At 58.2% G+C, this 21,846-nt stretch carries 24 protein-coding genes; 7 read left to right on the top strand and 17 right to left on the bottom strand.

All coding sequences use genetic code 11. The features are described from left to right. Positions 1 to 79 precede the first annotated feature (79 nt). The 3 genes from yfhb to murQ are packed head-to-tail and all read right to left on the bottom strand — an operon-like array spanning position 80 to position 2,993. Positions 80 to 715, bottom strand: a complete 636-nt coding sequence (yfhb, locus tag BJP61_RS06340; RefSeq protein WP_038861229.1) for a phosphatidylglycerophosphatase C — start codon at positions 713 to 715, stop codon at positions 80 to 82. Between the two features lie 3 nt (positions 716 to 718). Beyond that, entirely contained in the window at positions 719 to 2,086 is a 1,368-nt protein-coding gene (locus BJP61_RS06335) for a PTS transporter subunit EIIC (protein WP_171998011.1), read from the bottom strand. Between the two features lie 13 nt (positions 2,087 to 2,099). Beyond that, positions 2,100 to 2,993, bottom strand: coding sequence for an N-acetylmuramic acid 6-phosphate etherase (gene murQ, locus BJP61_RS06330; RefSeq protein WP_171998010.1), 894 nt, complete (start codon positions 2,991 to 2,993; stop codon positions 2,100 to 2,102). 121 nt (positions 2,994 to 3,114) lie between these two features. Between murQ and BJP61_RS06325 the strand changes: the two genes are divergently transcribed. Both BJP61_RS06325 and BJP61_RS06320 read left to right on the top strand, forming a co-directional pair. Then, the gene (locus tag BJP61_RS06325) at positions 3,115 to 3,963 is read left to right on the top strand and encodes a MurR/RpiR family transcriptional regulator (protein ID WP_075193661.1); all 849 of its coding nucleotides are present in this window, start codon (positions 3,115 to 3,117) and stop codon (positions 3,961 to 3,963) included. Positions 3,964 to 4,019: 56 nt separating this feature from the next. Beyond that, positions 4,020 to 4,280: a YfhL family 4Fe-4S dicluster ferredoxin gene (locus BJP61_RS06320; RefSeq protein ID WP_038861220.1), complete on the top strand. Its 261-nt coding sequence runs from the start codon at positions 4,020 to 4,022 to the stop codon at positions 4,278 to 4,280. Here BJP61_RS06320 and acpS read toward each other — a convergent pair. From acpS to rpoE, 11 genes are all read right to left on the bottom strand, one after another. Next, complete coding sequence (gene acpS, locus BJP61_RS06315; RefSeq protein ID WP_038861218.1) at positions 4,277 to 4,657, bottom strand: holo-ACP synthase; 381 nt, start codon at positions 4,655 to 4,657, stop codon at positions 4,277 to 4,279. The genes BJP61_RS06320 and acpS overlap by 4 nt on opposite strands. Then, positions 4,657 to 5,388 (bottom strand): pyridoxine 5'-phosphate synthase, encoded by a 732-nt coding sequence (pdxJ, locus tag BJP61_RS06310; RefSeq protein ID WP_038861216.1) that lies wholly within the window; start codon positions 5,386 to 5,388, stop codon positions 4,657 to 4,659. The genes acpS and pdxJ overlap by 1 nt, the downstream gene beginning before the upstream one ends. Positions 5,389 to 5,462: 74 nt before the next feature. Beyond that, the gene (recO, locus tag BJP61_RS06305; RefSeq protein WP_038861214.1) at positions 5,463 to 6,200 is read right to left on the bottom strand and encodes a DNA repair protein RecO; all 738 of its coding nucleotides are present in this window, start codon (positions 6,198 to 6,200) and stop codon (positions 5,463 to 5,465) included. 9 nt (positions 6,201 to 6,209) lie between these two features. Further along, positions 6,210 to 7,115, bottom strand: coding sequence for a GTPase Era (gene era, locus BJP61_RS06300; protein WP_007712633.1), 906 nt, complete (start codon positions 7,113 to 7,115; stop codon positions 6,210 to 6,212). After that, positions 7,112 to 7,792 carry a ribonuclease III gene (rnc, locus tag BJP61_RS06295; protein ID WP_007664232.1) on the bottom strand — a complete coding sequence of 227 codons (681 nt, stop codon included), beginning with the start codon at positions 7,790 to 7,792 and terminating at the stop codon, positions 7,112 to 7,114. Before rnc ends, era begins: the two co-directional genes overlap by 4 nt. Positions 7,793 to 7,963: 171 nt before the next feature. After that, a complete protein-coding gene (gene lepB, locus BJP61_RS06290) occupies positions 7,964 to 8,929 on the bottom strand; it encodes a signal peptidase I (protein WP_171998009.1) in 966 nt (321 codons plus the stop codon). A 14-nt stretch (positions 8,930 to 8,943) separates the two neighbouring features. Then, positions 8,944 to 10,743, bottom strand: a complete 1,800-nt coding sequence (gene lepA / locus BJP61_RS06285; protein ID WP_038861210.1) for a translation elongation factor 4 — start codon at positions 10,741 to 10,743, stop codon at positions 8,944 to 8,946. 200 nt (positions 10,744 to 10,943) lie between these two features. Continuing rightward, positions 10,944 to 11,423, bottom strand: a complete 480-nt coding sequence (gene rseC / locus BJP61_RS06280) for a SoxR-reducing system protein RseC (RefSeq protein WP_038861208.1) — start codon at positions 11,421 to 11,423, stop codon at positions 10,944 to 10,946. Beyond that, entirely contained in the window at positions 11,420 to 12,373 is a 954-nt protein-coding gene (gene rseB / locus BJP61_RS06275; RefSeq protein ID WP_038861206.1) for a sigma-E factor regulatory protein RseB, read from the bottom strand. The genes rseC and rseB overlap by 4 nt, the downstream gene beginning before the upstream one ends. Beyond that, positions 12,373 to 13,023: an anti-sigma-E factor RseA gene (gene rseA, locus BJP61_RS06270; RefSeq protein ID WP_038861204.1), complete on the bottom strand. Its 651-nt coding sequence runs from the start codon at positions 13,021 to 13,023 to the stop codon at positions 12,373 to 12,375. Before rseA ends, rseB begins: the two co-directional genes overlap by 1 nt. 31 nt (positions 13,024 to 13,054) lie before the next feature. Beyond that, entirely contained in the window at positions 13,055 to 13,630 is a 576-nt protein-coding gene (gene rpoE / locus BJP61_RS06265; protein ID WP_004387373.1) for an RNA polymerase sigma factor RpoE, read from the bottom strand. A gap of 425 nt (positions 13,631 to 14,055) precedes the next feature. On the opposite strand from rpoE, the gene nadB reads away from it, so the two are divergent. Continuing rightward, positions 14,056 to 15,675, top strand: coding sequence for an L-aspartate oxidase (gene nadB / locus BJP61_RS06260; RefSeq protein ID WP_038861202.1), 1,620 nt, complete (start codon positions 14,056 to 14,058; stop codon positions 15,673 to 15,675). Here nadB and BJP61_RS06255 read toward each other — a convergent pair. After that, positions 15,660 to 16,397 carry a tRNA1(Val) (adenine(37)-N6)-methyltransferase gene (locus BJP61_RS06255; protein WP_038861200.1) on the bottom strand — a complete coding sequence of 246 codons (738 nt, stop codon included), beginning with the start codon at positions 16,395 to 16,397 and terminating at the stop codon, positions 15,660 to 15,662. The genes nadB and BJP61_RS06255 overlap by 16 nt on opposite strands. Before the next feature lie 128 nt (positions 16,398 to 16,525). On the opposite strand from BJP61_RS06255, the gene srmB reads away from it, so the two are divergent. Next, entirely contained in the window at positions 16,526 to 17,863 is a 1,338-nt protein-coding gene (srmB, locus tag BJP61_RS06250) for an ATP-dependent RNA helicase SrmB (protein ID WP_171998008.1), read from the top strand. 74 nt (positions 17,864 to 17,937) lie between these two features. On the opposite strand, the gene grcA is transcribed toward srmB, so the two are convergent. Then, on the bottom strand, positions 17,938 to 18,321 hold the full coding sequence (gene grcA / locus BJP61_RS06245) for an autonomous glycyl radical cofactor GrcA (RefSeq protein WP_007728348.1): 384 nt from the start codon (positions 18,319 to 18,321) through the stop codon (positions 17,938 to 17,940). Between the two features lie 306 nt (positions 18,322 to 18,627). On the opposite strand from grcA, the gene ung reads away from it, so the two are divergent. Continuing rightward, entirely contained in the window at positions 18,628 to 19,317 is a 690-nt protein-coding gene (gene ung / locus BJP61_RS06240; RefSeq protein ID WP_038861194.1) for a uracil-DNA glycosylase, read from the top strand. 56 nt (positions 19,318 to 19,373) lie between these two features. Here ung and BJP61_RS06235 read toward each other — a convergent pair whose 3' ends face one another. After that, a complete protein-coding gene (locus BJP61_RS06235; protein WP_038861191.1) occupies positions 19,374 to 20,438 on the bottom strand; it encodes a tRNA/rRNA methyltransferase in 1,065 nt (354 codons plus the stop codon). 209 nt (positions 20,439 to 20,647) lie between these two features. Here BJP61_RS06235 and trxC point away from each other — a divergent pair, with 209 nt between their 5' ends. Together trxC and BJP61_RS06225 are read left to right on the top strand one after the other, a co-directional pair. Next, positions 20,648 to 21,079, top strand: a complete 432-nt coding sequence (gene trxC, locus BJP61_RS06230) for a thioredoxin TrxC (protein ID WP_038861188.1) — start codon at positions 20,648 to 20,650, stop codon at positions 21,077 to 21,079. A 65-nt stretch (positions 21,080 to 21,144) separates the two neighbouring features. Continuing rightward, positions 21,145 to 21,846, top strand: coding sequence for a tRNA-uridine aminocarboxypropyltransferase (locus BJP61_RS06225; protein ID WP_038861184.1), 702 nt, complete (start codon positions 21,145 to 21,147; stop codon positions 21,844 to 21,846).

The raw sequence follows: 21,846 nt of genomic DNA, 5'->3' as shown, positions 1-21,846 counted from the left end.
AGTCTGTGACACAGTGTTCTCCGGGAGTATAAGGCGGGCGGCATTATACACACCGTTTATGGGTTGCGAAACGCGCGCCTTATTCGAGCTGTTGAAGCTGCCCCTGGGGCGTCACGCGCCAGCGGTGCTGGCAGAAGTAAAGCAGCGGGTTGTCCTGCTTGCTGTCGCTGTAGCCGCTGTAGAGGCGCAGCGGCGTGCCTATCTGGCGCTCCAGTTGCGCCACTTTTTCATGGCCGAGGCAGCGCAGGGTCAATACCCAGCCGCCGAAGCGGCGTTCCATCTGGCTTGCGATAACGTTTACACGCGGCAACCACGGGGTGTCGTAATAGACCTGCTCCACCAGCGACTGCGGAGAGCCAGTAATAAGCCAGACATCGGCGTCGGTGCTGGTGAGATAGCCGGTCAGGCGCTCATGCACGACCGGAAACGCGGTCACATGCTGGCGAAACCAGCCGGAGAAATCGTTTTCAAGCGCTTTAAGACGCGCCTCGCTATGGCCGAATGTGCAGCCCCAGAGCAGCAGGCTCATCGGCCAGCGGGCAGCGCGCCCTTTAATTAACAGCCCGCCGACCACGACGGGCAGCAGAGGAATAACCAGCAGCAGGTTGAGCGGCTGACGCCGCAGCAGATAGCGCATAAAGGTGCCGAACATATCCTGTTGATGCAGCGTGCCATCCAGATCAAAAAACACTACCCGACGCTCGTTATTGGCCAAACCTTACTCCTCTGGATCGTTAAAGCCCAGGAACCACGTAAACAGAAAACCGGCGATCACCGCTACCAGATAGCCTAACAGATAGAGCATCACTTTTCCGGTCACGATGGTTAACGCCAGCGGCAAACCGGAGATGCCGAAAGTGATAACCGTCGCCACTTTAAAGTAGCTGATAATCGCGCCGCCTGCCGCCCCGCCGAGGCAGGCGCCGATAAACGGTTTGCCAAGCGGCAGCGTCACGCCGAAGATAAGCGGCTCGCCGATGCCGAGCAGCCCGACCGGCAGCGCGCCTTTAATGACCTTTTTCAGCCGCGCGTTGCGGGTTTTCATCAGTACCGCGAGCGACGCGCCAATCTGGCCGACGCCCGCCATCGCGAGGATAGGAAACAGCGCGTTATAACCGTGCGCCTGCACCAGTTCGACATGAATGGGCACCAGCCCCTGATGCAACCCCGTCAGCACCAGCGGTAAGAACGTCCCCGCCAGCACCGTGCCCACCAGCAGCCCGCCTTTATCGATAGCGAGCGACGCGCCGTGGGCGATGCTCTCTGAGATTAATCCACCCAGCGGTTGCAGCGCCACGATGGCGACCGCGCCGGTAATGAGCGTCGTCAGCAGCGGGTTAAGGATAAGCTCCACGGAAACCGGCAGCAGGCGGCGCAGCGTTTTCTCAAGCCAGCACATCAGCATCACCACCAGCAGCACGGCGATCACGCCGCCACGGCCGGGCTGCAGCGGCTCGCCGAAGAGCGTGATTTGCGCGAGCTGCGGGCTGGAGAGAATGCCCGCCATCACGCCGCCCATCGCCACCGAGCCGCCAAATACCCGCGCGGCGTTAACGCCCACGAGGATATTCATGATCGCGAACACGGCGCTGCCGAAAATGCCGAGCAGGCCAAGCAAATTGGGATAACTGGTGGCGAAATTACCGACGATATCCGGGCGCTTAAGGATATTGATAATGCCGGTAATCAGCCCGGAGGCGATAAAGGCCGGAATAAGCGGAATAAACACATTGGCGAGCTGGCGCAGCGCGTCGCTCATCGGGGCTTTATAGCGGGCTTTCGCCTGCGCTTTGACGCGCGCGGCGTCGTCAGGCGTGGGTTCAGCCGGTGAGCCGCCCTGCATCTGCGCGCGCATCGCATCGACGATCTGGCCTGCGCGTCCTGGGCCTGCGATCAGCTGATGCTGTTCGCCCTGCTTCACATAGCCGCTGATGCCGGGCAGCGCTTTCAGCGCCGGGAGATCCAGCAGACTTTCGTCACGCAACTCTACGCGCACCCGCGTCATGCAGTTTTCCAGCCGCAGGATATTGCCTTCGCCGCCCATGCCCTTGAGGATTTGCGTGGCGAGTGTCACCGATTTTTCCATACGCTCTGCCCTCTTACGGCTGCAACGCCGCTCTTAAAAAACCGTGATGCGCGGCAAGGCGCGCGTGCGCGGCATCCGCATCCAGCCCGGTCAGCACCATTAAAATGGCGGGTTTCACTTCATAATCCGTTTGCGAAAGCACCGCTTCGGCCTCGTCGCGCGTCACGCCGGTCGCCTCCATCACCATGCGGCAGGCGCGATCCACCAGTTTGACGTTAGTTGCTTTCATATCCACCATCAGGTTCTGGTACACCTTGCCGCATTTAACCATCGCGCCGGTGGAGATCATGTTGAGCACCAGCTTTTGCGCCGTGCCCGATTTCAGGCGGGTGGAGCCGGTGAGCGCCTCCGGGCCGACCACCGGCGAAATGGCGATTTCCGCCGCTTCGGCTATCGGCGAGCCGGGGTTACAGGAGACCGCCGCCGTCACGCAGCCCAGCGCCCGGGCGTACTTCAGGCCGCCGATGACATAGGGCGTGCGTCCGGATGCGGCGAGACCGACCACCATATCGCGCGGCTCAAGCCCGATGGCTTTAAGAGCGTCTTCGCCGAGCTGCGCGTTATCTTCCGCGCCCTCAACGGCTTTCAGCAACGCGCCGGGGCCGCCCGCAATAAGCCCTACCACCACGCCGTGCGGCACGCCAAAGGTCGGCGGGCATTCAGAGGCGTCCAGCACGCCGAGGCGTCCGCTGGTGCCCGCCCCCATATAGATGAGCCTGCCGCCACGTTGCAGCGCTTGCGCGGCCGCCTCTACCGCTTTCGCTACTTCCGGCAGCGTTTCGCGCACCGCGAGCGGCACGCGCTTGTCTTCTTCGTTAAAACGCATCAGCATCTCAAGCGTGGGGAGCGCGTCGAGATCCAGCGTGTCAGGATTACGGGTTTCGGAGACCAGCGAGCCAAGATCCATATTGCACCTCTGAATTTTTAATTCATAATGATGGCGCTATAATGGAATATAAAATTCAAAGTGGCGAGCAAATTTCCCGGCATTCAAAAGCCGATCACACTTAATCGAGCCGGAGACGTTGATGAATACCTTGATCCTTATCCGCCAGCGATACCCGACGCTGGCGCAAAGCGACCGAAAGCTTGCCGATTTTCTGCTGCAGTTTCCTGATTACGCCCGCCATCTCAGCTCACAGCAATTGGCGGCGGAAGCCGGCGTGAGCCAGTCGAGCGTAGTGAAATTTTCCCAGAAGCTCGGTTATAAAGGGTTTCCGGCACTCAAGCTCGCCATCAGCGAAGCGCTGGCCAGCCAGAGCAACATCCACTCCATTGCGGTGCATAACGAGATCCTGGGCGACGATCCGCTGCGACTGGTGGGAGAGAAGCTCATCAAAGAAAATCTCGCAGCGATGCACGCGTCGCTGGATATCAACCCGGAAGAAAAACTGCTGGCGAGCGTCGGCTTGCTGCGTAACGCGCGCCGCATCGTGCTGACCGGCATCGGCGCCTCGGGGCTGGTGGCTAAAAACTTCTCCTGGAAGCTAATGAAAATTGGCCTCAATGCGGTGGCCGAACAGGATATGCACGCGCTGCTGGCGACCGTGCAGGCGCTGGAGCCGGAAGATTTACTGGTCGCGCTCTCTTACTCCGGCGAACGCCGCGAGATCAATCTGGCCGCCGACGAGGCGCTGCGCGTGGGCGCGCGGATCCTTGCGATCACCGGTTTTACGCCGAACGCGCTACAGCAGCGCGCCACGCAGTGTCTCTACACCATCGCTGAAGAGCAGGCGACGCGCAGCGCGGCGATCTCGTCCACGTCTGCCCAGATGATGCTGGCAGATCTGCTGTTTATGGCGCTGGTGCAGCAGGATCTGGAGAAAGCGCCGGAGCGCATTCGCCACAGCGAGGCGCTGGTAAAAAAACTGGTCTGAACAACGAATGGGCGTATAATGCCCGCCCTGTTTGTGTTGTTTCTGAGATTTTCCTGATGGCGCTGCTTATCACTAAAAAATGTATCAACTGTGACATGTGCGAGCCGGAGTGCCCGAACGAGGCTATCTCAATGGGAGACAACATCTATCAGATCGATACCGGCCGCTGCACCGAATGCGTGGGGCACTACGAGACGCCGACCTGCCAGAAAGTGTGCCCGATCCCGAACACGATTATTAAGGATCCGGCGCATGTCGAAAATGAAGAGCAGCTTTGGGATAAGTTCGTGCTGCTCCACCATGCTGATAAAATCTAACTTTCGATAATCACCGTCGCGCAGGCGTAGTGCCGCTCGTCAGCGAGCGTCACGTGCACCGCCGTCACGCCCATACGCGCCGCCAGCCGCTCTGCCTCATCCCACAGCCGCAGCTTCGGTTTACCCAGCTCGTCGTTAAACACTTCAAACTGATTAAACGCCAGTCCGTTGCGGATGCCGGTGCCGAAGGCTTTCGCCGCCGCTTCTTTAACCGCGAAGCGCTTTGCCAGAAAACGCACCGGCTGCTGGTGCGTCTGGTATTGCGCCCACTCACTGGCGCTCAAAACCCGCTTTGCCAGCCGGTCGCCGGAGCGGGAGATGACCGCCTCGATGCGGTCAATCTCCACGATATCAGTGCCAAGGCCCAGAATCGCCATTAGCGACGCGCTTCCAGCATCAGGCGTTTCATCTCGGATACGGCTTCTTTCAGGCCGCTCATCACAGCGCGCCCGATAATCGCGTGGCCGATATTGAGTTCATGCATCTCCGGCAGCGCGGCGATCGCCTGCACGTTATGGTAAGTCAGCCCGTGCCCGGCGTTCACCTTCAGCCCTTTGCCGGCGGCGTATGTCGCGGCCTTCGCAATGCGCGCCAGTTCGCGGGCGCGGGTGGCGTCATCTTCAGCATCAGCGTAGCAGCCGGTATGGATTTCAATGTACGGCGCGCCGACGGCGACGGCGGCGTCAATCTGCGCGTGGTCGGCGTCGATAAACAGCGACACCAGAATGCCCGCGTCCGCCAGGCGCTGGCAGGCGTCGCGCATTTTATCGAGCTGGCCTGCAACATCAAGCCCGCCTTCGGTCGTCACTTCCTGACGTTTTTCCGGCACCAGGCAGCAGAAATGCGGTTTTGTCTCGCAGGCAATGGTCAGCATCTCATCGGTGACGGCCATTTCAAGATTCATACGGGTGTGGAGTGTCTGGCGCAGAATACGCACGTCGCGGTCAGTGATATGACGGCGGTCTTCACGCAGGTGAACCGTGATGCCGTCAGCGCCAGCCTGCTCGGCGATAAAAGCCGCCTGTACCGGGTCCGGATAAGCGGTGCCGCGAGCGTTACGCAGCGTGGCGATGTGGTCGATGTTGACCCCTAACAGCAATTCAGCCATGACAATCCTCGTAAATCGACAAAAAGTACAGGCAGTTTACACCTGGTCGGGAAAGGCTGGCTATGGCTGCGCGGTCAGGCGGTTTCGTCTTGCGGCGGGAGCGGACGTTTTTTCGGCACAAACTGGCGAAACAGCTCACGGCTTTTTAACGGTTTGCCGCCGAGATAGGGCTTGAGCGCCATACGGGTGAAACGCTTGGCGGCGCGCAGGGTATCGGCGTCAGGGAAGTCGCGCGTGGCGAGCGCTTTCAGCTGGCGGCCGGTAAAAGAAGTGTTGTCGATAACCAGGCTTGCGATAAAGCCCTTTTCTTCGCGATAGCGATAGGTCATCGCGTCATCCACTTCGTCGCCGGTGCCCGCGCAGTGAAGGAAATCGACGCCGTAACCGAGGTGTCCAAGAAGCGCGAGTTCAAAGCGTCGCAGCGCAGGCTCCGGCGAGCCGGTTGCGCCCGCCAGCGCCTGAATGCAGTGCAGATAATCGAAGAAAAGCTCGGAGAAGCGGGTTTCCGGCTCCAGCACGCGCGCGACCAGTTCGTTGACATACAGGCCGCTGTATAGCGTGATGCCGGAAAGGGGAAGCGCAAGCGAGACGGCCTCAGCGCTGGTGAGGTTTTTTACCTCGCCGCGCCCGCTCCAGCGCACCAGCAATGGCGTAAACGGCTGAAGCGCGCCTTTAAGATTCGAGCGTTTGCGGCGCGCGCCCTTGGCGACGACGCGCACGCGGCCGGACTCTTCGCTGAACAGATCGATAATCAGGCTGGTTTCGCTCCACGGACGCGCGTGGAGCACAAAGGCGCGCTGCCAGCCTTCCATCAGGGTGCCTTAGAGATCGTCTACATAACCGAGACTGCGCAGCGCGCGCTCGTCATCGGCCCAGCCCGATTTCACTTTGACCCACAGCTCAAGATGCACCGGCGCCTCAAACATGTCCTGCATGTCTTTACGCGCTTCGATGCCGATGGTTTTGATTTTGGCGCCTTTGTTGCCAATCACCATTTTCTTCTGCCCCTCGCGCTCAACGAGGATCAGACCGTTAATGTCGTAACCGCCGCGCTCGTTAGTGATGAAACGCTCGATTTCCACCGTTACGGAGTACGGCAGTTCAGCCCCCAGGAAACGCATCAGTTTTTCACGGATGATTTCAGACGCCATAAAGCGCTGGGAACGATCGGTGATGTAATCTTCCGGGAAGTGATGTGTTGCCTCTGGCAGATGCTTGCGCACAATCGCCGCGATAGTATCAACATTCATGCCGGTTTCGGCAGAGATCGGCACGATATCGAGAAAGTTCATCTGGCTGCCCAGGAACTGCAGGTGCGGAAGCAGATCCGCTTTTTCCTGTACGTTATCCACCTTATTGATAGCCAGGATAACCGGCGCTTTGCCTTCGCGCAGTTTGTTCAGCACCATTTCGTCGTCCGGCGTCCAGCGGGTGCCTTCGACCACGAAAATCACCAGCTCTACGTCGCCGATAGAGCTGCTGGCCGCTTTGTTCATCAGACGGTTGATGGCGCGTTTTTCTTCCATATGCAGGCCGGGGGTATCGACGTAAATCGCCTGATATTCACCCTCAGTATGAATGCCCACGATACGGTGGCGCGTGGTTTGCGCCTTACGAGAAGTAATAGAAATTTTCTGCCCGAGCAGTTTATTCAGCAGCGTGGATTTCCCGACGTTCGGGCGACCCACGATGGCGATAAATCCGCAGTAAGTTTTGGCTTCGCTCATTCCAGCTCCAGTTTTTTCAGCGCCTGCTCAGCGGCTGCCTGCTCCGCTTTGCGGCGGCTGGAACCCGTGCCGACCACCGGTTCACTCAGGCCACTTACCTGGCAATGGATAGTAAATTCCTGATCGTGAGCTTCCCCACGCACCTGCACCACCAGGTAAGACGGCAGCGGCAGATGGCGCCCCTGCAGATACTCCTGCAGACGCGTTTTCGGATCTTTTTGTTTATCGCCCGGACTAATTTCATCCAGACGGGTTTGATACCAGGTGAGAATTAAGCGCTCGACAGTCTGAATATCGCTGTCAAGGAACACGCCGCCAATTAAGGCCTCAACGGTATCGGCAAGAATCGATTCGCGACGAAAGCCGCCGCTTTTCAGCTCGCCCGGCCCGAGGCGCAGGCACTCGCCGAGCTCAAATTCACGGGCGATTTCCGCAAGCGTGTTGCCGCGTACCAGCGTCGCGCGCATACGGCTCATGTCGCCTTCGTCCACGCGTGGAAAACGGTGATACAGCGCGTTCGCAATCACGAAACTTAAAATGGAGTCACCCAGAAACTCCAGACGCTCATTATGTTTGCTGCTGGCACTGCGATGCGTTAATGCCTGCTGCAACAGCTCCTGATGATGAAAAGTGTAGCCCAGCTTTCGCTGAAGCCGATTAATTACGATGGGGTTCATGCGATACCAATTAATGAATGCGTCAAAAATTCAGCACACGGAACAGGGCTGAAGGGGTTCAAAGCTGTTTCGTGTGCCGTGGCTCCCTTACGGGAGCCAGCCGGAAATCGTCGGGGGAATATTCTATACACAACGACAGGGGATGTCGTTAGTTCCAACAGATTTAATTCGTTAATGAATGCCGCCGATTCGATTCAGGCGCACGCCTGTCGGCCATTCACCTTCCTGCTTCTCGAAGCTCATCCAGATAGCGGTCGCTTTACCGACCAGATTCGCTTCCGGGACGAAGCCCCAGTAGCGGCTATCGGCGCTGTTATCGCGGTTGTCGCCCATCATGAAGTAGTGGCCCGGCGGAACGATCCAGGTGCCGGTCTGCTGGCCCTGCTGACGGTAGTAAATGCCTACCTGATCCTGCGCGACCGGCACGGTCAGAATGCGGTGCGTGACATCGCCTAAGGTTTCCTTACGCTCGGTCAGGCGAATGCCGCCCTCTTTGCTTTCGTTTTTCGGCACCTGGAAAAAGCCGCTGCTCGCCTCGCCGCCGTTTCGACGGCCAAAGGTCTGCACGAAATCGCTCGGTTCCACGTTCGAATAGGTGATCGGCAGCGCATTGGCGCAGGCCTGGCCAGAGCTGCAGCCCGGCTGAACGGTCACTTCTTTCGCGACCGGATCGTAACTGACTTTATCGCCCGGCAGACCAACGACACGCTTGATGTAGTCCAGACGCGGATCGTCTGGGTATTTAAACACGGCGATATCGCCGCGCTTCGGATGCCCGGTTTCGATAAGCGTTTTCTGGTAAATCGGATCTTTAATTCCGTAGGCGAATTTCTCCACCAGAATAAAATCGCCGATAAGCAGCGTCGGCATCATCGAACCTGAGGGGATCTGGAAGGGTTCGTAGATAAACGAACGCACCACCAGCACCACGGCCAGTACCGGGAATACCGATGCGCCGGTTTCCAGCCAGCCCGGTTTCGGGCCCGCTTTTTTTGACGCGCCCGCCTCCTGCGCATCGGCGGCGGCAAGCGCCGCACGTTCGCGGCGCTTCGGCGCGAAGATAAATTTATCCACGCACCACAAGATGCCCGTCACCAGCGTTGCGATGACCAGGATCAGGGCAAACATATTCGCCATGCCAACTCCTTAGGTTATTTACCGTCTTTCCCAACGTGCAGAATGGCGAGGAACGCTTCCTGCGGCAGCTCGACGTTACCGACCTGCTTCATGCGTTTTTTACCCTCTTTCTGTTTCTGCAACAGCTTTTTCTTACGGCTGACGTCGCCGCCATAGCATTTTGCCAGCACGTTTTTACGCAGCTGTTTCACTGTGGAGCGGGCAATAATGTGGTTGCCGATAGCCGCCTGAATGGCGATGTCGAACTGCTGGCGCGGGATCAGATCTTTCATCTTCTCCACCAGCTCGCGACCGCGGTACGGCGCGTTATCGTTGTGGGTGATCAGCGCCAGCGCATCGACGCGTTCGCCGTTGATCAGCACATCGACACGAACCATGTTAGAGGCCTGGAAGCGTTTGAAGTTGTAATCCAGCGACGCGTAGCCGCGCGAGGTCGACTTCAGGCGATCGAAGAAGTCGAGCACCACTTCCGCCATCGGAATTTCATAAGTCAGCGCGACCTGGTTGCCGTGATAGACCATGTTGGTCTGCACGCCGCGTTTTTCCACGCACAGCGTGATCACGTTGCCCAGATATTCCTGCGGCAGCAGCATGTGGCACTCGGCGATAGGCTCGCGCAGCTCCTGAATATTGTTCAGCGGCGGCAGCTTGGACGGGCTGTCGACATACACCACCTCATCATTGGTCATCTGCACTTCATAGACTACGGTCGGCGCCGTGGTGATGAGGTCAAGGTCGTATTCGCGCTCCAGACGCTCCTGGATGATTTCCATGTGCAGCAGGCCGAGGAAGCCGCAGCGGAAGCCGAAGCCCAGCGCCGTTGAACTTTCCGGCTCATAGAACAGGGAGGCATCATTGAGACTCAGTTTGCCGAGCGCGTCGCGGAAGGACTCGTAATCGTCGGAGCTGACCGGGAAGAGGCCTGCGTAAACCTGCGGCTTCACTTTCTTAAAGCCTGGCAGCGCTTTGTCCGCCGGGTTACGCGCAAGCGTCAGGGTATCGCCCACCGGCGCGCCAAGAATGTCTTTAATGGCGCACACCAGCCAGCCCACCTCGCCGCATTTGAGCTCGGTACGGTCGATTTGCTTCGGCGTGAAAATCCCGAGACGGTCAGCATTGTAGGTCTGGCCGGTGCTCATGACTTTTACTTTATCGCCCTTGCGCAGGGTGCCGTTTTTCACACGGATAAGTGAGACCACACCCAGGTAATTATCAAACCAGGAGTCGATGATCAGCGCCTGCAGCGGGGCGTCAGGATCGCCTTCCGGCGCCGGAATGTCGCGCACCAGGCGCTCCAGTACATCCTGCACGCCGACGCCGGTTTTCGCCGAGCAACGCACCGCATCGGTGGCGTCGATGCCAACGATGTCTTCAATCTCTTCCGCCACGCGCTCAGGGTCGGCGGCGGGCAGGTCGATTTTGTTCAGTACCGGCACCACTTCGAGATCCATTTCGATCGCCGTGTAACAGTTCGCAAGGGTCTGCGCTTCTACGCCCTGCCCTGCGTCCACCACCAGCAGCGCGCCTTCGCACGCGGCAAGGGAGCGGGAAACTTCATAGGAGAAGTCGACGTGGCCAGGAGTGTCGATAAAGTTAAGCTGGTAGGTTTCGCCGTCGGAGGCTTTATAGTCCAGCGTTACGCTCTGGGCTTTAATGGTAATGCCGCGCTCGCGCTCCAGATCCATGGAGTCCAGCACCTGCGCTTCCATTTCGCGATCGGAAAGGCCGCCGCAAATCTGGATAATACGGTCAGACAGCGTCGATTTGCCGTGGTCGATGTGTGCGATGATCGAAAAGTTGCGTATGTTCTTCATATAGCGAGATTTTTATGCCTTATAAATCCTGAGAGGCTCGGCGCAACGCGCGGTACTGAGCATGATGTCTCTGGCTGTCTTATGCCTGAAACGCTGCATTCTACACTACAACCAGAAAGCGGGGAAACTGCGTCTCAGGTAAGCATAGACGGCGAATGAAAATCACAAAGAAAGGAAGCGTAAAACCACGCAGCCGGTGATTACCGGCTGTCTGAGGAAGGAGAAGTTTCGACACGTAGCGCATCCGGCGGCAGGCCGACGCTGAGAATAACCGGCTGCCAGCTTTCGCGTGCCGCAAACCTGGGCGACAGGCCGCGCGCCAGCAGAAAACCGCCCACACCGCCAAGCGCCGCGCCGCACAGCGCGGCGATGTCGGAGCCAAACAGCGCCTGGAACAAGCCAGCCATGATAAACAGCCCTACCAGCGGCGACATATACACCAGCATGGCGGAACCCAGCAGGCTGCCTTCTGCGATGCCCAATTCCACTTTCTGCCCGGCCACCAGCGGCTGTTCGCTCGGCACGTTAATAAAATGCGTGTTCTGCGGCCCAAGTTTATTGAGCACGCGTGTGCCACAGCCCGCACGTGACGCGCAACTGCTACAGGAGGCTTTTACGTCACAGCTGAGTACGGCTTCGCCGTTTTGCCACGACACGACCGTGGCCCACTCTTTAATCATTGAGATGCCCTGAATTTAATGCTGCTCGCGATCCGCTTCGCGGTCGGGGGCGGCAATTCGCCGACGACCGTTATCTCGGCGTTATCGCGAACTTCGGTACTGACGGTGCGCCGACCGGTGCGCAGCATCTGCTCGCTACTGTTGGCGCTGGCGCGACTCACGTTAATGGAGAAGCTAAACAGCCCGTCGGAGTAAAGCCGCGATTCGACCGGCGAGTCGATGCCCGGCAACGGTCGGCGACTGCTGGAAATTTCGGTAAAGCCCTGCGGCAACCACGAGGCTGACCAGCCAAACTGCGCGTTATCGCCAGCCGGTACGGACAACAGCGGCGGCAGCGACGCTTTCGCGAGGTTCTGCATCATCGTGCCGGGCTTGTCGTTAACCGTAAACGATACCACGCGGAACTGCTCCAGCGTTTCGCCATCGCGGTCCAGCAGATCAACACGCATCGGCAGGCGGGTGTCGCTGTCGAGCCAGGCGATATAACCGTAACGGGTACCGTCGCGCGCCACCACGCGAATTACTTCGCAGAGGCGATCGGCGATGCGGGTACGCCCGACAGAGATAAAGTCGTAGTAAGGCGCAAGGCGGCGGAAATCGGTGTAAACCAGCGACGGCAGCGAATCGACGATGTAATCACCGTTCAGCGTAAATGGCTCAAGACCCGGCTCGAAGTAGCTGATTTCGGTGCCGCGCTGCACAACTTCACGACGCGGGCCATCCAGCTGCAATAACTGTGCGAGGGGTTTATTGTCGAGCCTGGCATGGCGATAGCGCAACGACTCCACACCCTGCTTGTTAATGCTGACAAATGAGAGCTCATAATTGAGTGACTGGCTCGCCAGGTTCATCTGCTGCAACAACGCCTCGGACGAAGCATCCGCCGAGGCGTTGAAGGAAACGAACAGGCTGCCCGCCATAAGAGAGACGGCGCACCAAAGTTGCTTCATTACTGCGATTGAGTTCCTAAAGTCTGGTTACCAGGCACTTGTACGGCGGCCTGCTGCGTCTGGGACTGCTCCAGTTGAAGCTGTTCAGCATGCAGGCGGCGCTGCAGTTCGTAATCCTGCAACATCGCGTTGATGCGGCGGCGCTGTTCCTGGACCTGCGGCTGACCGCCGGTCGCGTTGGCGTCAGCCGTCGGCACGCCGAGGCTAACCGGGCTGGCTTTACCCATCATCGGCAGCGTGTTGAAAACCGGTGTTTCCGGCTGTGCGGCCGCGTCCGGCTGACCGTTATAATGCTGAACGCCGACGATTACCGCCAGCGACACGCACGCGGCCATACCGACCTGCGTCAGCTGGCTCGCCCAGGGACGAACTTTATGCCAGAACGGCATTTTCTCCCACTGTTGCGGCGCGGGCTGCGATTCAGGAATGAGCGGCGCGGCCTGACGGGCGGGTTCGTTTTCGATAGCCGCCATAACGCGCGCGGAGATATCGAAATGAAGCGTTTCGCCGGTATCACCGCGCAGGGTATCACGAATGAGGTGATAGCTTTCCCAGGTTTGCTGGAGCGCTTTGTCATTTTCGACCGCGCTCAGCAATTCACTGTCCAGTGCTTCCCCATCCATTAAAGCGGAAAGTTTTTCTTTCTGCATGCTTAATACCTTTTCCAGTATCCCGCTATCGTCAACGCCTGATAAGCGGTTGAACTTTATTATCAATGGCTTCCCGCGCACGGAAAATGCGGGAGCGAACCGTACCGACCGGGCAATCCATAATAGCCGCTATCTCTTCATAGCTCAGGCCATCCAGCTCACGCAACGTAATTGCCATGCGTAAATCTTCCGGGAGTGACTCAATGGTACGGAATACGATCTGTCTCAGTTCCTCAGACAACATTAAGTTCTCTGGGTTCGAAATTTCTTTCAGCGCGCCGCCGCTTTCGAAGTTTTCCGCCTCGTTGGCGTCAACATCACTGGAAGGCGGGCGACGGCCCTGAGCGACTAAATAGTTTTTTGCCGTATTAACGGCGATACGGTAGAGCCAGGTATAAAACGCGCTGTCGCCGCGAAAAGAATCAAACGCGCGCCAGGCTTTAACAAAAGATTCCTGAACAACATCAGAGACGTCGCCTGAGGGGACATAGCGGGATACCAGGTTCGCAACCTTATGCTGGTAACGAATGACCAGTAGATTAAAGGCTTTCTGATCTCCCTTCTGGACCCGTTCGACAAGGACCTGATCCGTTAACTGCTCGCTCATCCGAGGTAATGTCTCCCCAAACCTGAATTTCCACGCGTAATCGAAATGCCACCCGAACTCTGCATTGTGAGCAAGCAGAAGCTTAGAGCGCCGTTTATCCGGAAAGTTCCGTTACGCCTTTGTTTTTGTGCAGCAATTGCGAACGCCAGTTCTACTCATTATATGTTCACAACCTGAATGACGACCTGCGAGGACGGTATTTTGTTGCACAGGCCGCTTGCAGGGTAACGCAACCCCACCATTTTTTCATCTTTAAATCTCTGGGATGCGCGGCGTTACGCAGCGTTTCCGTGGTGCACTGAGAAGATAAAGCGGAATTCCCTTCTTGTGTTTAGTCATTACAACGTCGATTAAAAAAATCGTGTTTGAATTCGCATTCTGGTGCTATGCTGGCCGAACCTTGTTTAGTAAATTAAACACCCGCGATGAAAACGACAACTGAACTTCACTGTGATGTGCTTATTGTAGGGAGCGGTGCCGCAGGTCTTTCTCTGGCGCTGCGTCTGGCGGAACACAGCCAGGTGATGGTATTGAGTAAAGGCCCGCTGAGCGAAGGCTCGACCTTTTATGCGCAGGGCGGCATCGCCGCGGTTTTCGACGAAACCGACAGCATCGCCTCGCATGTTGAAGACACGCTTATCGCGGGTGCCGGGATCTGCGATCGCGACGCCGTCGAGTTTGTCGCGGGTAACGCGCGCCACTGCGTACAATGGCTTATTGACCAGGGCGTGCTGTTTGACACCGAAGTGCAGTCTAACGGCGAAGAGAGCTACCATCTCACCCGCGAAGGCGGCCATAGCCATCGGCGTATACTTCATGCCGCGGACGCGACAGGCAAAGCCGTTGCCACCACGCTGATGGATAAAGCGCTGAGCCACCCAAACATCCGTATTCTTGAGCGTCACAACGCTGTCGATTTAATCATCTCTGACAAAATCGGCCTGCCGGGCACCCGTCGCGTGGTGGGCGCGTGGGTCTGGAACCGTAATAAAGAAGCCGTGGAAACCTGCCGCGCGAAAGCCGTGGTACTGGCGACTGGCGGCGCATCGAAGGTGTATCAGTACACCACTAACCCGGATATCGCCTCGGGTGACGGCATTGCAATGGCCTGGCGCGCCGGGTGTCGCGTCGCCAATCTCGAATTTAATCAGTTCCACCCGACGGCCCTGTTCCATCCGCAGGCGCGAAATTTTCTTCTGACCGAAGCGCTGCGCGGCGAAGGCGCGTATTTAAAGCGCCCCGACGGCAGCCGCTTTATGCCGGAGTTTGATGAGCGCGCCGAGCTTGCACCGCGCGATATCGTGGCGCGCGCTATCGACCATGAAATGAAACGCCTCGGCGCCGACTGCATGTATCTGGACATCAGCCATAAGCCGGAGGCATTCGTCCGTCAGCATTTTCCGACTATTTATGAAAAGCTGCTGGGCCTGGGTATCGATCTCACCAAAGAGCCGGTGCCAATTGTGCCCGCCGCGCATTATACCTGCGGCGGCGTTATGGTTGACGAGCACGGGCGCACCGATGTGGACGGGCTCTACGCCATTGGCGAGGTGACCTATACCGGGTTGCACGGCGCGAACCGCATGGCCTCGAATTCGCTGCTGGAGTGTCTGGTTTACGGCTGGTCGGCGGCGGAAGATATCCGGCTGCGCCTGCCCTACGCGCGCGATGTGAAAACGCTGCCTGACTGGGACGAAAGCCGGGTCGAACACCCGGACGAACTGGTGGTGTTGCAGCATAACTGGCACGAGCTGCGGCTCTTTATGTGGGATTACGTAGGTATCGTGCGCACTACCAAGCGGCTGGAACGGGCGTTACGACGCATCACGATGTTGCAACAGGAGATTGAAGAGTATTACGCCAACTTCCGCGTCTCCAATAATCTGCTGGAGCTGCGCAATCTGGTGCAGGTGGCGGAGCTTATCGTGCGCTGCGCCATGATGCGTAAAGAGAGCCGGGGGTTGCATTACACCCTTGATTATCCGCAAGCGCTGCCGGAGTCCGGCCCTTCCGTGCTCTCGCCGCTGGTTCACATAAACAGATAGAAGGCTTCGGTCAGCGCGCAGTAGGCCTGTGAATAGTGCTGATCCGGCCCACGGATCAGCACATCGTCACGAAAGCATTCACCGGGCGCGGGCGAAAACGCCAGCAGTACCCGGTGCGGCAATTTTCCTTCGTTCTCCGCGACATCCGTGCGTAAACGCAAATGCCACCCCTGCTCGCCTGCCTGATGGCTGAACGCTTCGCCGCTGCTTTCCGGTAACACTACGCAGAAAAACCCTTCTTCGGTAATGAGCTGCGCCGCGCAGGCGAGCAGCGCGCCATGATCAAGCGTCGTGGTGTAGCGCGCCTGTTCACGGGCGGGGGTCGAACAGGCGACGCCTTTGTCATAATACGGCGGATTGCTGACAATAAGGTCGTACCGCTGCGTCTGCTGCTGCGTCCAGACCTGAATATCCGCGCAGTGCACCACAATACGCGCCGCCCACGGCGAGGCATCGGCGTTTTCGCGCGCCTGCCCGGCAGCCTGCGGGTCAAGTTCGACCGCGTCCAGCGTTACCGCATGGGGCGCGCGCTGCGCCAGCATCAGCGTCAGTAAACCGCTGCCCGCGCCGATATCCAGTACCCGTTGCGCTTTTGCCACCGGCGCCCACGCGCCCAGCAGAATGCCGTCGGTGCCGACTTTCATGGCGCAGCGATCGTGCGCGACAAAAAATTGTTTGAAGGTAAAGCCGTTGCGGCGTAACGGGGTTTTTGGCTGAGACATCATGAGGACCTGGTAACAAAACCGCTGTAGCATAGGCGAAAGCGCCGCCGGGGAAAAGGAGAAGCCGGGAAAGGGATGAACATTGGGCGCTGAACGTCTATAATCTGCGCCCCACACTGAGGTAGAAAATGACTGTAACCACTTTTTCCGAACTTGAACTTGATGAAAGCCTGCTGGACGCGCTCCAGGATAAAGGCTTCACCCGCCCGACCGCTATCCAGGCGGCCGCCATTCCGCCTGCGCTCGACGGGCGTGATGTGCTCGGTTCTGCGCCGACAGGCACCGGTAAAACGGCAGCTTATCTGTTGCCGGCGTTGCAGCATCTGCTCGACTTCCCTCGCAAAAAATCGGGGCCGCCACGTATTCTCATCCTGACGCCGACCCGCGAACTTGCAATGCAGGTCGCCGAGCAGGCGCGTGAACTGGCAAAACACACGCATCTGGATATCGCCACGATTACCGGCGGTGTGGCTTATATGAACCACGCGGAAGTCTTCAGCGAAAACCAGGATATCGTGGTTGCGACCACCGGCCGTCTGCTGCAGTACATTAAAGAAGAAAACTTTGACTGCCGCGCCGTGGAAACGCTGATCCTCGACGAAGCCGACCGCATGCTGGATATGGGTTTTGCGCAGGACATCGAGCATATCGCCGGCGAAACCCGCTGGCGCAAACAGACCATGCTGTTCTCCGCCACGCTGGAAGGCGATGCGATTAAAGATTTTGCCGAACGCCTGCTGGAAGAACCGGTGGAGGTATCCGCCACGCCGTCCACCCGCGAGCGTAAAAAAATCCACCAGTGGTATTACCGCGCCGATAATATCGAACATAAAACCGCGCTGCTGGTGCATCTGCTTAAACAGCCGGACGCCACCCGCTCCATCGTCTTTGTGCGTAAGCGCGACCGCGTGCATGAACTGGCGAACTGGCTGCGCGAAGCGGGCATCAACAACTGCTACCTTGAAGGCGAAATGGTGCAGGTCAAGCGCAACGAAGCGATCAAACGTCTGACTGACGGCCGCGTTAATGTGCTGATTGCCACCGACGTCGCCGCGCGCGGTATTGATATTCCGGATGTGAGCCACGTCTTTAACTTCGATATGCCGCGCACCGCCGATACCTATCTGCACCGCATTGGCCGTACCGCCCGCGCCGGGCGTAAAGGCACCGCGATTTCGCTGGTCGAAGCGCACGATCACCTGCTGCTGGGCAAAGTGGGCCGTTACCTGAACGAGCCGTTGAAAGCCCGCGTCATTGACGAGCTGCGCCCGACCACGCGCGCGCCGAGTGAAAAACTCACCGGCAAGCCATCCAAAAAAGCGCTCGCCAAACGCGAAGAGAAGAAGAAAGAGAAAGATAAAGAGAAGCCGCGCGTGAAAAAACGTCACCGCGATACAAAAAACATCGGCAAGCGCCGCAAGCCGAGTGGCAACGCGGCACCGTCTTCCGACAACGCCGAGTCATAAAAAAAACCGCCAGCAGATGCTGGCGGTTTCTTGTCTGGGCCGACGGCGCGCCGCCGGTTGCCCTGTGCCTGAGATTACAGGCTTTCGGTAAAGGTACGGGCGATAACGTCGCGCTGCTGTTCAGGCGTCAGCGAGTTAAAACGGACCGCATAGCCGGACACACGAATGGTGAGCTGCGGATATTTTTCCGGATGCTTAACGGCATCTTCCAGCGTTTCACGACGCAGCACGTTAACGTTCAGGTGCTGACCGCCTTCCACACGCACTTCCGGTTTAATTTCCATCGGAATTTCACGGTATTCAAACTGGCCGAGCTGGCTCACCGGCACGATGTCGTCTTCATTAAAACCCGCTTTGGCGCATACGCAGCGCGCTTCGCCTTTTTCATTATCGAGCAGCCAGAAAGAATTCAGCAGTTCGTCATTGGCAGCTTTAGTAATCTGGATACCGGTGATCATATTTTGCCTCCCTGTGGGCTTGTTTGATGCGTTCAGCCAGCGGGTGATTCATCAAGCGGCTGGCTAATTGGTAAAACCATTGTTGTCTTATTGTTTTATATAACACCAAAGGGCGTTGATTCTTTGATTTAAATCAAAATAAACCACTCAACAAGTAAGGGCATGGCACAAAGGAATTGTTTTACATCAACTTACGTGCCCCGCCACACCAGGGAAATTTTGTAAATCCACGTGCGGCACCGCGCGGTTTTGTTCTTCGGAAATAAGGCGTTAAGCTTAGGGAACAGAAAATCGCAGGAGAGCGAGATGACAGATAAACTCACCTGGCACGACGTGCTGGCCGATGAAAAAGAAAAGCCGTACTTCCAGAAGATCCTGACCACCGTCGCCGCCGAGCGCGACGCGGGCGTCACTATTTATCCGCCGCAGAAGGATGTGTTTAACGCCTTCCGCTTTACCGAGCTTGGCGATGTAAAAGTGGTGATCCTCGGACAGGACCCCTATCACGGGCCAGGCCAGGCGCACGGTCTCGCGTTTTCGGTGCGCCCGGGCGTCGCGCCACCGCCCTCGCTGGTCAATATGTATAAAGAGCTGGAGCAGTCGATTCCGGGCTTTACCCGGCCTGGCCACGGCTATCTGGAGAGCTGGGCGCGCCAGGGCGTCATGCTGCTGAACACCGTTTTGACCGTGCAGGCTGGCAAAGCGCACTCGCACGCGAATCTCGGCTGGGAGACGTTTACCGATAAAGTCATTTCGCTGATTAACGAGCATCGTGAAGGCGTGGTGTTTCTGCTGTGGGGCTCTCACGCCCAGAAAAAAGGCGCGATTATCGACCGCGACCGCCATCATGTGTTGCAGGCGCCGCACCCGTCGCCGCTGTCAGCGCACCGCGGCTTTTTCGGTTGCGGCCATTTCGTAAAAACCAACCAGTATCTGGAAAGCCGCGGCGAAGCGCCCATCGACTGGACGCCGGTCGTGCCGGAAAACGCCCAATAAAAAACCTCCCGCAGGAGGTTTCGCCATTCATCACGCCAGCCTCACGCTGGCGTTTTTTATTGCGCTTTATTCTGACGCCACCACTCGGCGAGCAGAACGCCGGTCGCCACGGAGACATTCAGGCTTTCCACATTGCCGGTGCCGTCGATAGACAGGCTTAGATCCGCGTTCGCAAGCGTCGCTTCAGAAATCCCTTCGCGCTCCTGACCCAGCACCAGCACCATTTTCTTCGGCAGCGTCGCTTTAAAGAGCGGCGTACCTTTATGGCTGGAGGTGGTCACGATGGCGTAACCGGCCGCGCGGAACTGCGCCAGCGCGTCGCCAAAGCTGTCGCCGGTAATCGGCTCAACGTGCTCCGCGCCGCCTTCGGCGGTACGTACCGCCGCACCAGATTCCAGCAGCGAGGCATCCTGCACCACCACGCCTTTCACGCCGAAGTGCGCGCAACTGCGTACGATGGCGCCGAGGTTATGCGGGTTGCCCACGTCTTCCAGCGCCAGCACGCAATCTTCTTCGCCGGCTTTACTCAGCCACTGCTCAACGCTCGCGCCGTTGCGTTTTTTGATAAGGAAGCAAACGCCGCCGTGATGCTCAGTGCCGGAGGCTTTGGTCAGCTCCGCGTCATCCACGACGTGATACGCTTTGCGGTTGGCCGCCATCCAGCGCAGCGCTTCTTTAAAGCGCGGGGTCACGCTCTGGATAAACCAGGCGCGAACAATAGACTCCGGGCGGCTCTGGAACAGCGCCTGACAGGCGTTTTCGCCATAGACGCGGGTCTCTTCGGCGCGCTGACGGCGCAGCACTTCCGGGTCGATAAAGCTTTTACCGCTGATGCCGCCGTGGTCTGGCTTCGCAGGCGCTTCGGCACCCGGCGCGCGGGATACGGTGCGCCACGGCGAGGCGTCACGGTCGCGATCGCGGTCACGGCTGCGTTCACGGTCGGCCGGTCGGTCATTACGCGCAGCACGACGACCGCCTTCCGGTTTACCGGCACCAGCGGGACGACCGCCGCCTTTACCAGTTCGTGGGTTTGAGCTGCGTTTGTCCGTATTATCATCACTGCGGACATACATCACTTTGACCTTGCCGCTCTTGCCTTTAAATTCGTCGTTGTCGTTCATGCTTTTCTCCACCTGCGCTGCGCGAAGCGCGCAGATTACCCGATGTATCCGCGCTTAGCCATTCTTTCGCGCAAAAGCTAATAACTATTGTACTCATTGGATAAAACGGTTTGAGCTACGAAACATTGTTGCAGATACTATGTAACATTATCGAAACATAGCCGACGTTTGCGCGTCGGTTTCTGTCACCCGCAACCCAGAGGTTAGCTATGAATACCGTTTGTGCCGCCTGCCAGACTGTCAATCGCGTGGATGAAGAGCGTATTGAAGACGGCGCGAAGTGCGGCCGCTGTGGCCACGCGCTGTTTGACGGCGATGTGATTAATGCCACCAGCGAAACGCTGGATCAGCTGCTTAAAGATGACCTGCCGGTCGTTATCGATTTCTGGGCCCCGTGGTGCGGCCCGTGCCGTAGCTTTGCGCCGATCTTCGAAGATGTCGCCGAAGAGCGCAGCGGCAAAATCCGCTTTGTGAAAGTGAACACCGAAGCGGAGCCGGAACTGAGCGCGCGTTTTCGCATTCGCAGCATTCCGACCATTATGATGTTCAAAAAAGGTCAGATGGTGGACATGCTCAACGGCGCCGTGCCGAAAGCGCCATTCGACAGCTGGCTTAATGAGGCCGTCAACGAGACCGTGTAACCCCTGCGGGGCGCATCTTGTGCCCCGTCTCTCCCTCTGCGACAATGGCATTTTTGTCGACGCTAATGACTGAAAACGCCGTTCTTCGCCTGCGCGCTCTGCGCCTCGCGCGCGCCACCCGCCCTTTTCTCGCCCGCGGCAATCGCATAAAGCGCTGCCAGCGTTGCCTGTTGCCCTTACGCCACTGCCTGTGCGACACGCTGCAACCGCAGCCGGCCCGCAGCCGTTTCTGTCTGGTGATGTTTGACACCGAGCCTATGAAGCCCAGCAATACCGGCAGGCTTATCGCCGATATTCTTCCGGATACCCAGGCGTTTCAATGGTCGCGCACCGATCCGCCCGCAGCGCTTCTTGAGCTGGTCACCAACCCCGATTATCAGCCGATGGTGGTGTTCCCGGCTTCTTATGCCGATCCGGGCCGTGAAGTGCTGAGCGCCCCGCCGCGCACCGGCAAACCACCACTGTTTATTATGCTCGACGGCACCTGGACCGAAGCACGCAAAATGTTTCGCAAAAGCCCCTACCTTGACGCGCTGCCGTTGATCTCCGTGGATTTAACGCGGGTATCCGCGTATCAACTACGCGAGGCGCACGCCGATGGCCAGTACTGCACAGCCGAAGTGGCGATAGCGCTGCTGGATGGCGCGGGCGACGCCGCTGCGGCGAAGGGGCTGAGCGATCATTTCGCGCTGTTTCGCGAACGCTATCTCGCCGGTAAACCTCATCATCAGGGCAGCATCACAGCAACGCAGACAGAAAGCGTTTAA

The sequence above is a fragment of the Cronobacter sp. JZ38 genome (genome assembly GCF_008932145.1).
GTDB classification, from domain to species: Bacteria; Pseudomonadota; Gammaproteobacteria; order Enterobacterales; family Enterobacteriaceae; genus Cronobacter; species Cronobacter muytjensii.
Note: the sequence above shows the minus strand (reverse complement) of the source record. Positions and strands in the feature narration are given on the sequence as shown.

What these genes read in the sequence shown, in the direction of transcription:
- BJP61_RS06335 (WP_171998011.1), bottom strand. Translation starts at nt 2,086, where the DNA reads ATGGAAAAATCGGTGACACTCGCCACGCAAATCCTCAAGGGCATGGGC.
- murQ (WP_171998010.1), bottom strand. Translation starts at nt 2,993, where the DNA reads ATGGATCTTGGCTCGCTGGTCTCCGAAACCCGTAATCCTGACACGCTG.
- BJP61_RS06325 (WP_075193661.1), top strand. Translation starts at nt 3,115, where the DNA reads ATGAATACCTTGATCCTTATCCGCCAGCGATACCCGACGCTGGCGCAA.
- BJP61_RS06320 (WP_038861220.1), top strand. Translation starts at nt 4,020, where the DNA reads ATGGCGCTGCTTATCACTAAAAAATGTATCAACTGTGACATGTGCGAG.
- acpS (WP_038861218.1), bottom strand. Translation starts at nt 4,657, where the DNA reads ATGGCGATTCTGGGCCTTGGCACTGATATCGTGGAGATTGACCGCATC.
- pdxJ (WP_038861216.1), bottom strand. Translation starts at nt 5,388, where the DNA reads ATGGCTGAATTGCTGTTAGGGGTCAACATCGACCACATCGCCACGCTG.
- recO (WP_038861214.1), bottom strand. Translation starts at nt 6,200, where the DNA reads ATGGAAGGCTGGCAGCGCGCCTTTGTGCTCCACGCGCGTCCGTGGAGC.
- era (WP_007712633.1), bottom strand. Translation starts at nt 7,115, where the DNA reads ATGAGCGAAGCCAAAACTTACTGCGGATTTATCGCCATCGTGGGTCGC.
- rnc (WP_007664232.1), bottom strand. Translation starts at nt 7,792, where the DNA reads ATGAACCCCATCGTAATTAATCGGCTTCAGCGAAAGCTGGGCTACACT.
- lepB (WP_171998009.1), bottom strand. Translation starts at nt 8,929, where the DNA reads ATGGCGAATATGTTTGCCCTGATCCTGGTCATCGCAACGCTGGTGACG.
- lepA (WP_038861210.1), bottom strand. Translation starts at nt 10,743, where the DNA reads ATGAAGAACATACGCAACTTTTCGATCATCGCACACATCGACCACGGC.
- rseC (WP_038861208.1), bottom strand. Translation starts at nt 11,423, where the DNA reads ATGATTAAAGAGTGGGCCACGGTCGTGTCGTGGCAAAACGGCGAAGCC.
- rseB (WP_038861206.1), bottom strand. Translation starts at nt 12,373, where the DNA reads ATGAAGCAACTTTGGTGCGCCGTCTCTCTTATGGCGGGCAGCCTGTTC.
- rseA (WP_038861204.1), bottom strand. Translation starts at nt 13,023, where the DNA reads ATGCAGAAAGAAAAACTTTCCGCTTTAATGGATGGGGAAGCACTGGAC.
- rpoE (WP_004387373.1), bottom strand. Translation starts at nt 13,630, where the DNA reads ATGAGCGAGCAGTTAACGGATCAGGTCCTTGTCGAACGGGTCCAGAAG.
- nadB (WP_038861202.1), top strand. Translation starts at nt 14,056, where the DNA reads ATGAAAACGACAACTGAACTTCACTGTGATGTGCTTATTGTAGGGAGC.
- BJP61_RS06255 (WP_038861200.1), bottom strand. Translation starts at nt 16,397, where the DNA reads ATGTCTCAGCCAAAAACCCCGTTACGCCGCAACGGCTTTACCTTCAAA.
- srmB (WP_171998008.1), top strand. Translation starts at nt 16,526, where the DNA reads ATGACTGTAACCACTTTTTCCGAACTTGAACTTGATGAAAGCCTGCTG.
- grcA (WP_007728348.1), bottom strand. Translation starts at nt 18,321, where the DNA reads ATGATCACCGGTATCCAGATTACTAAAGCTGCCAATGACGAACTGCTG.
- ung (WP_038861194.1), top strand. Translation starts at nt 18,628, where the DNA reads ATGACAGATAAACTCACCTGGCACGACGTGCTGGCCGATGAAAAAGAA.
- BJP61_RS06235 (WP_038861191.1), bottom strand. Translation starts at nt 20,438, where the DNA reads ATGAACGACAACGACGAATTTAAAGGCAAGAGCGGCAAGGTCAAAGTG.
- trxC (WP_038861188.1), top strand. Translation starts at nt 20,648, where the DNA reads ATGAATACCGTTTGTGCCGCCTGCCAGACTGTCAATCGCGTGGATGAA.
- BJP61_RS06225 (WP_038861184.1), top strand. Translation starts at nt 21,145, where the DNA reads ATGACTGAAAACGCCGTTCTTCGCCTGCGCGCTCTGCGCCTCGCGCGC.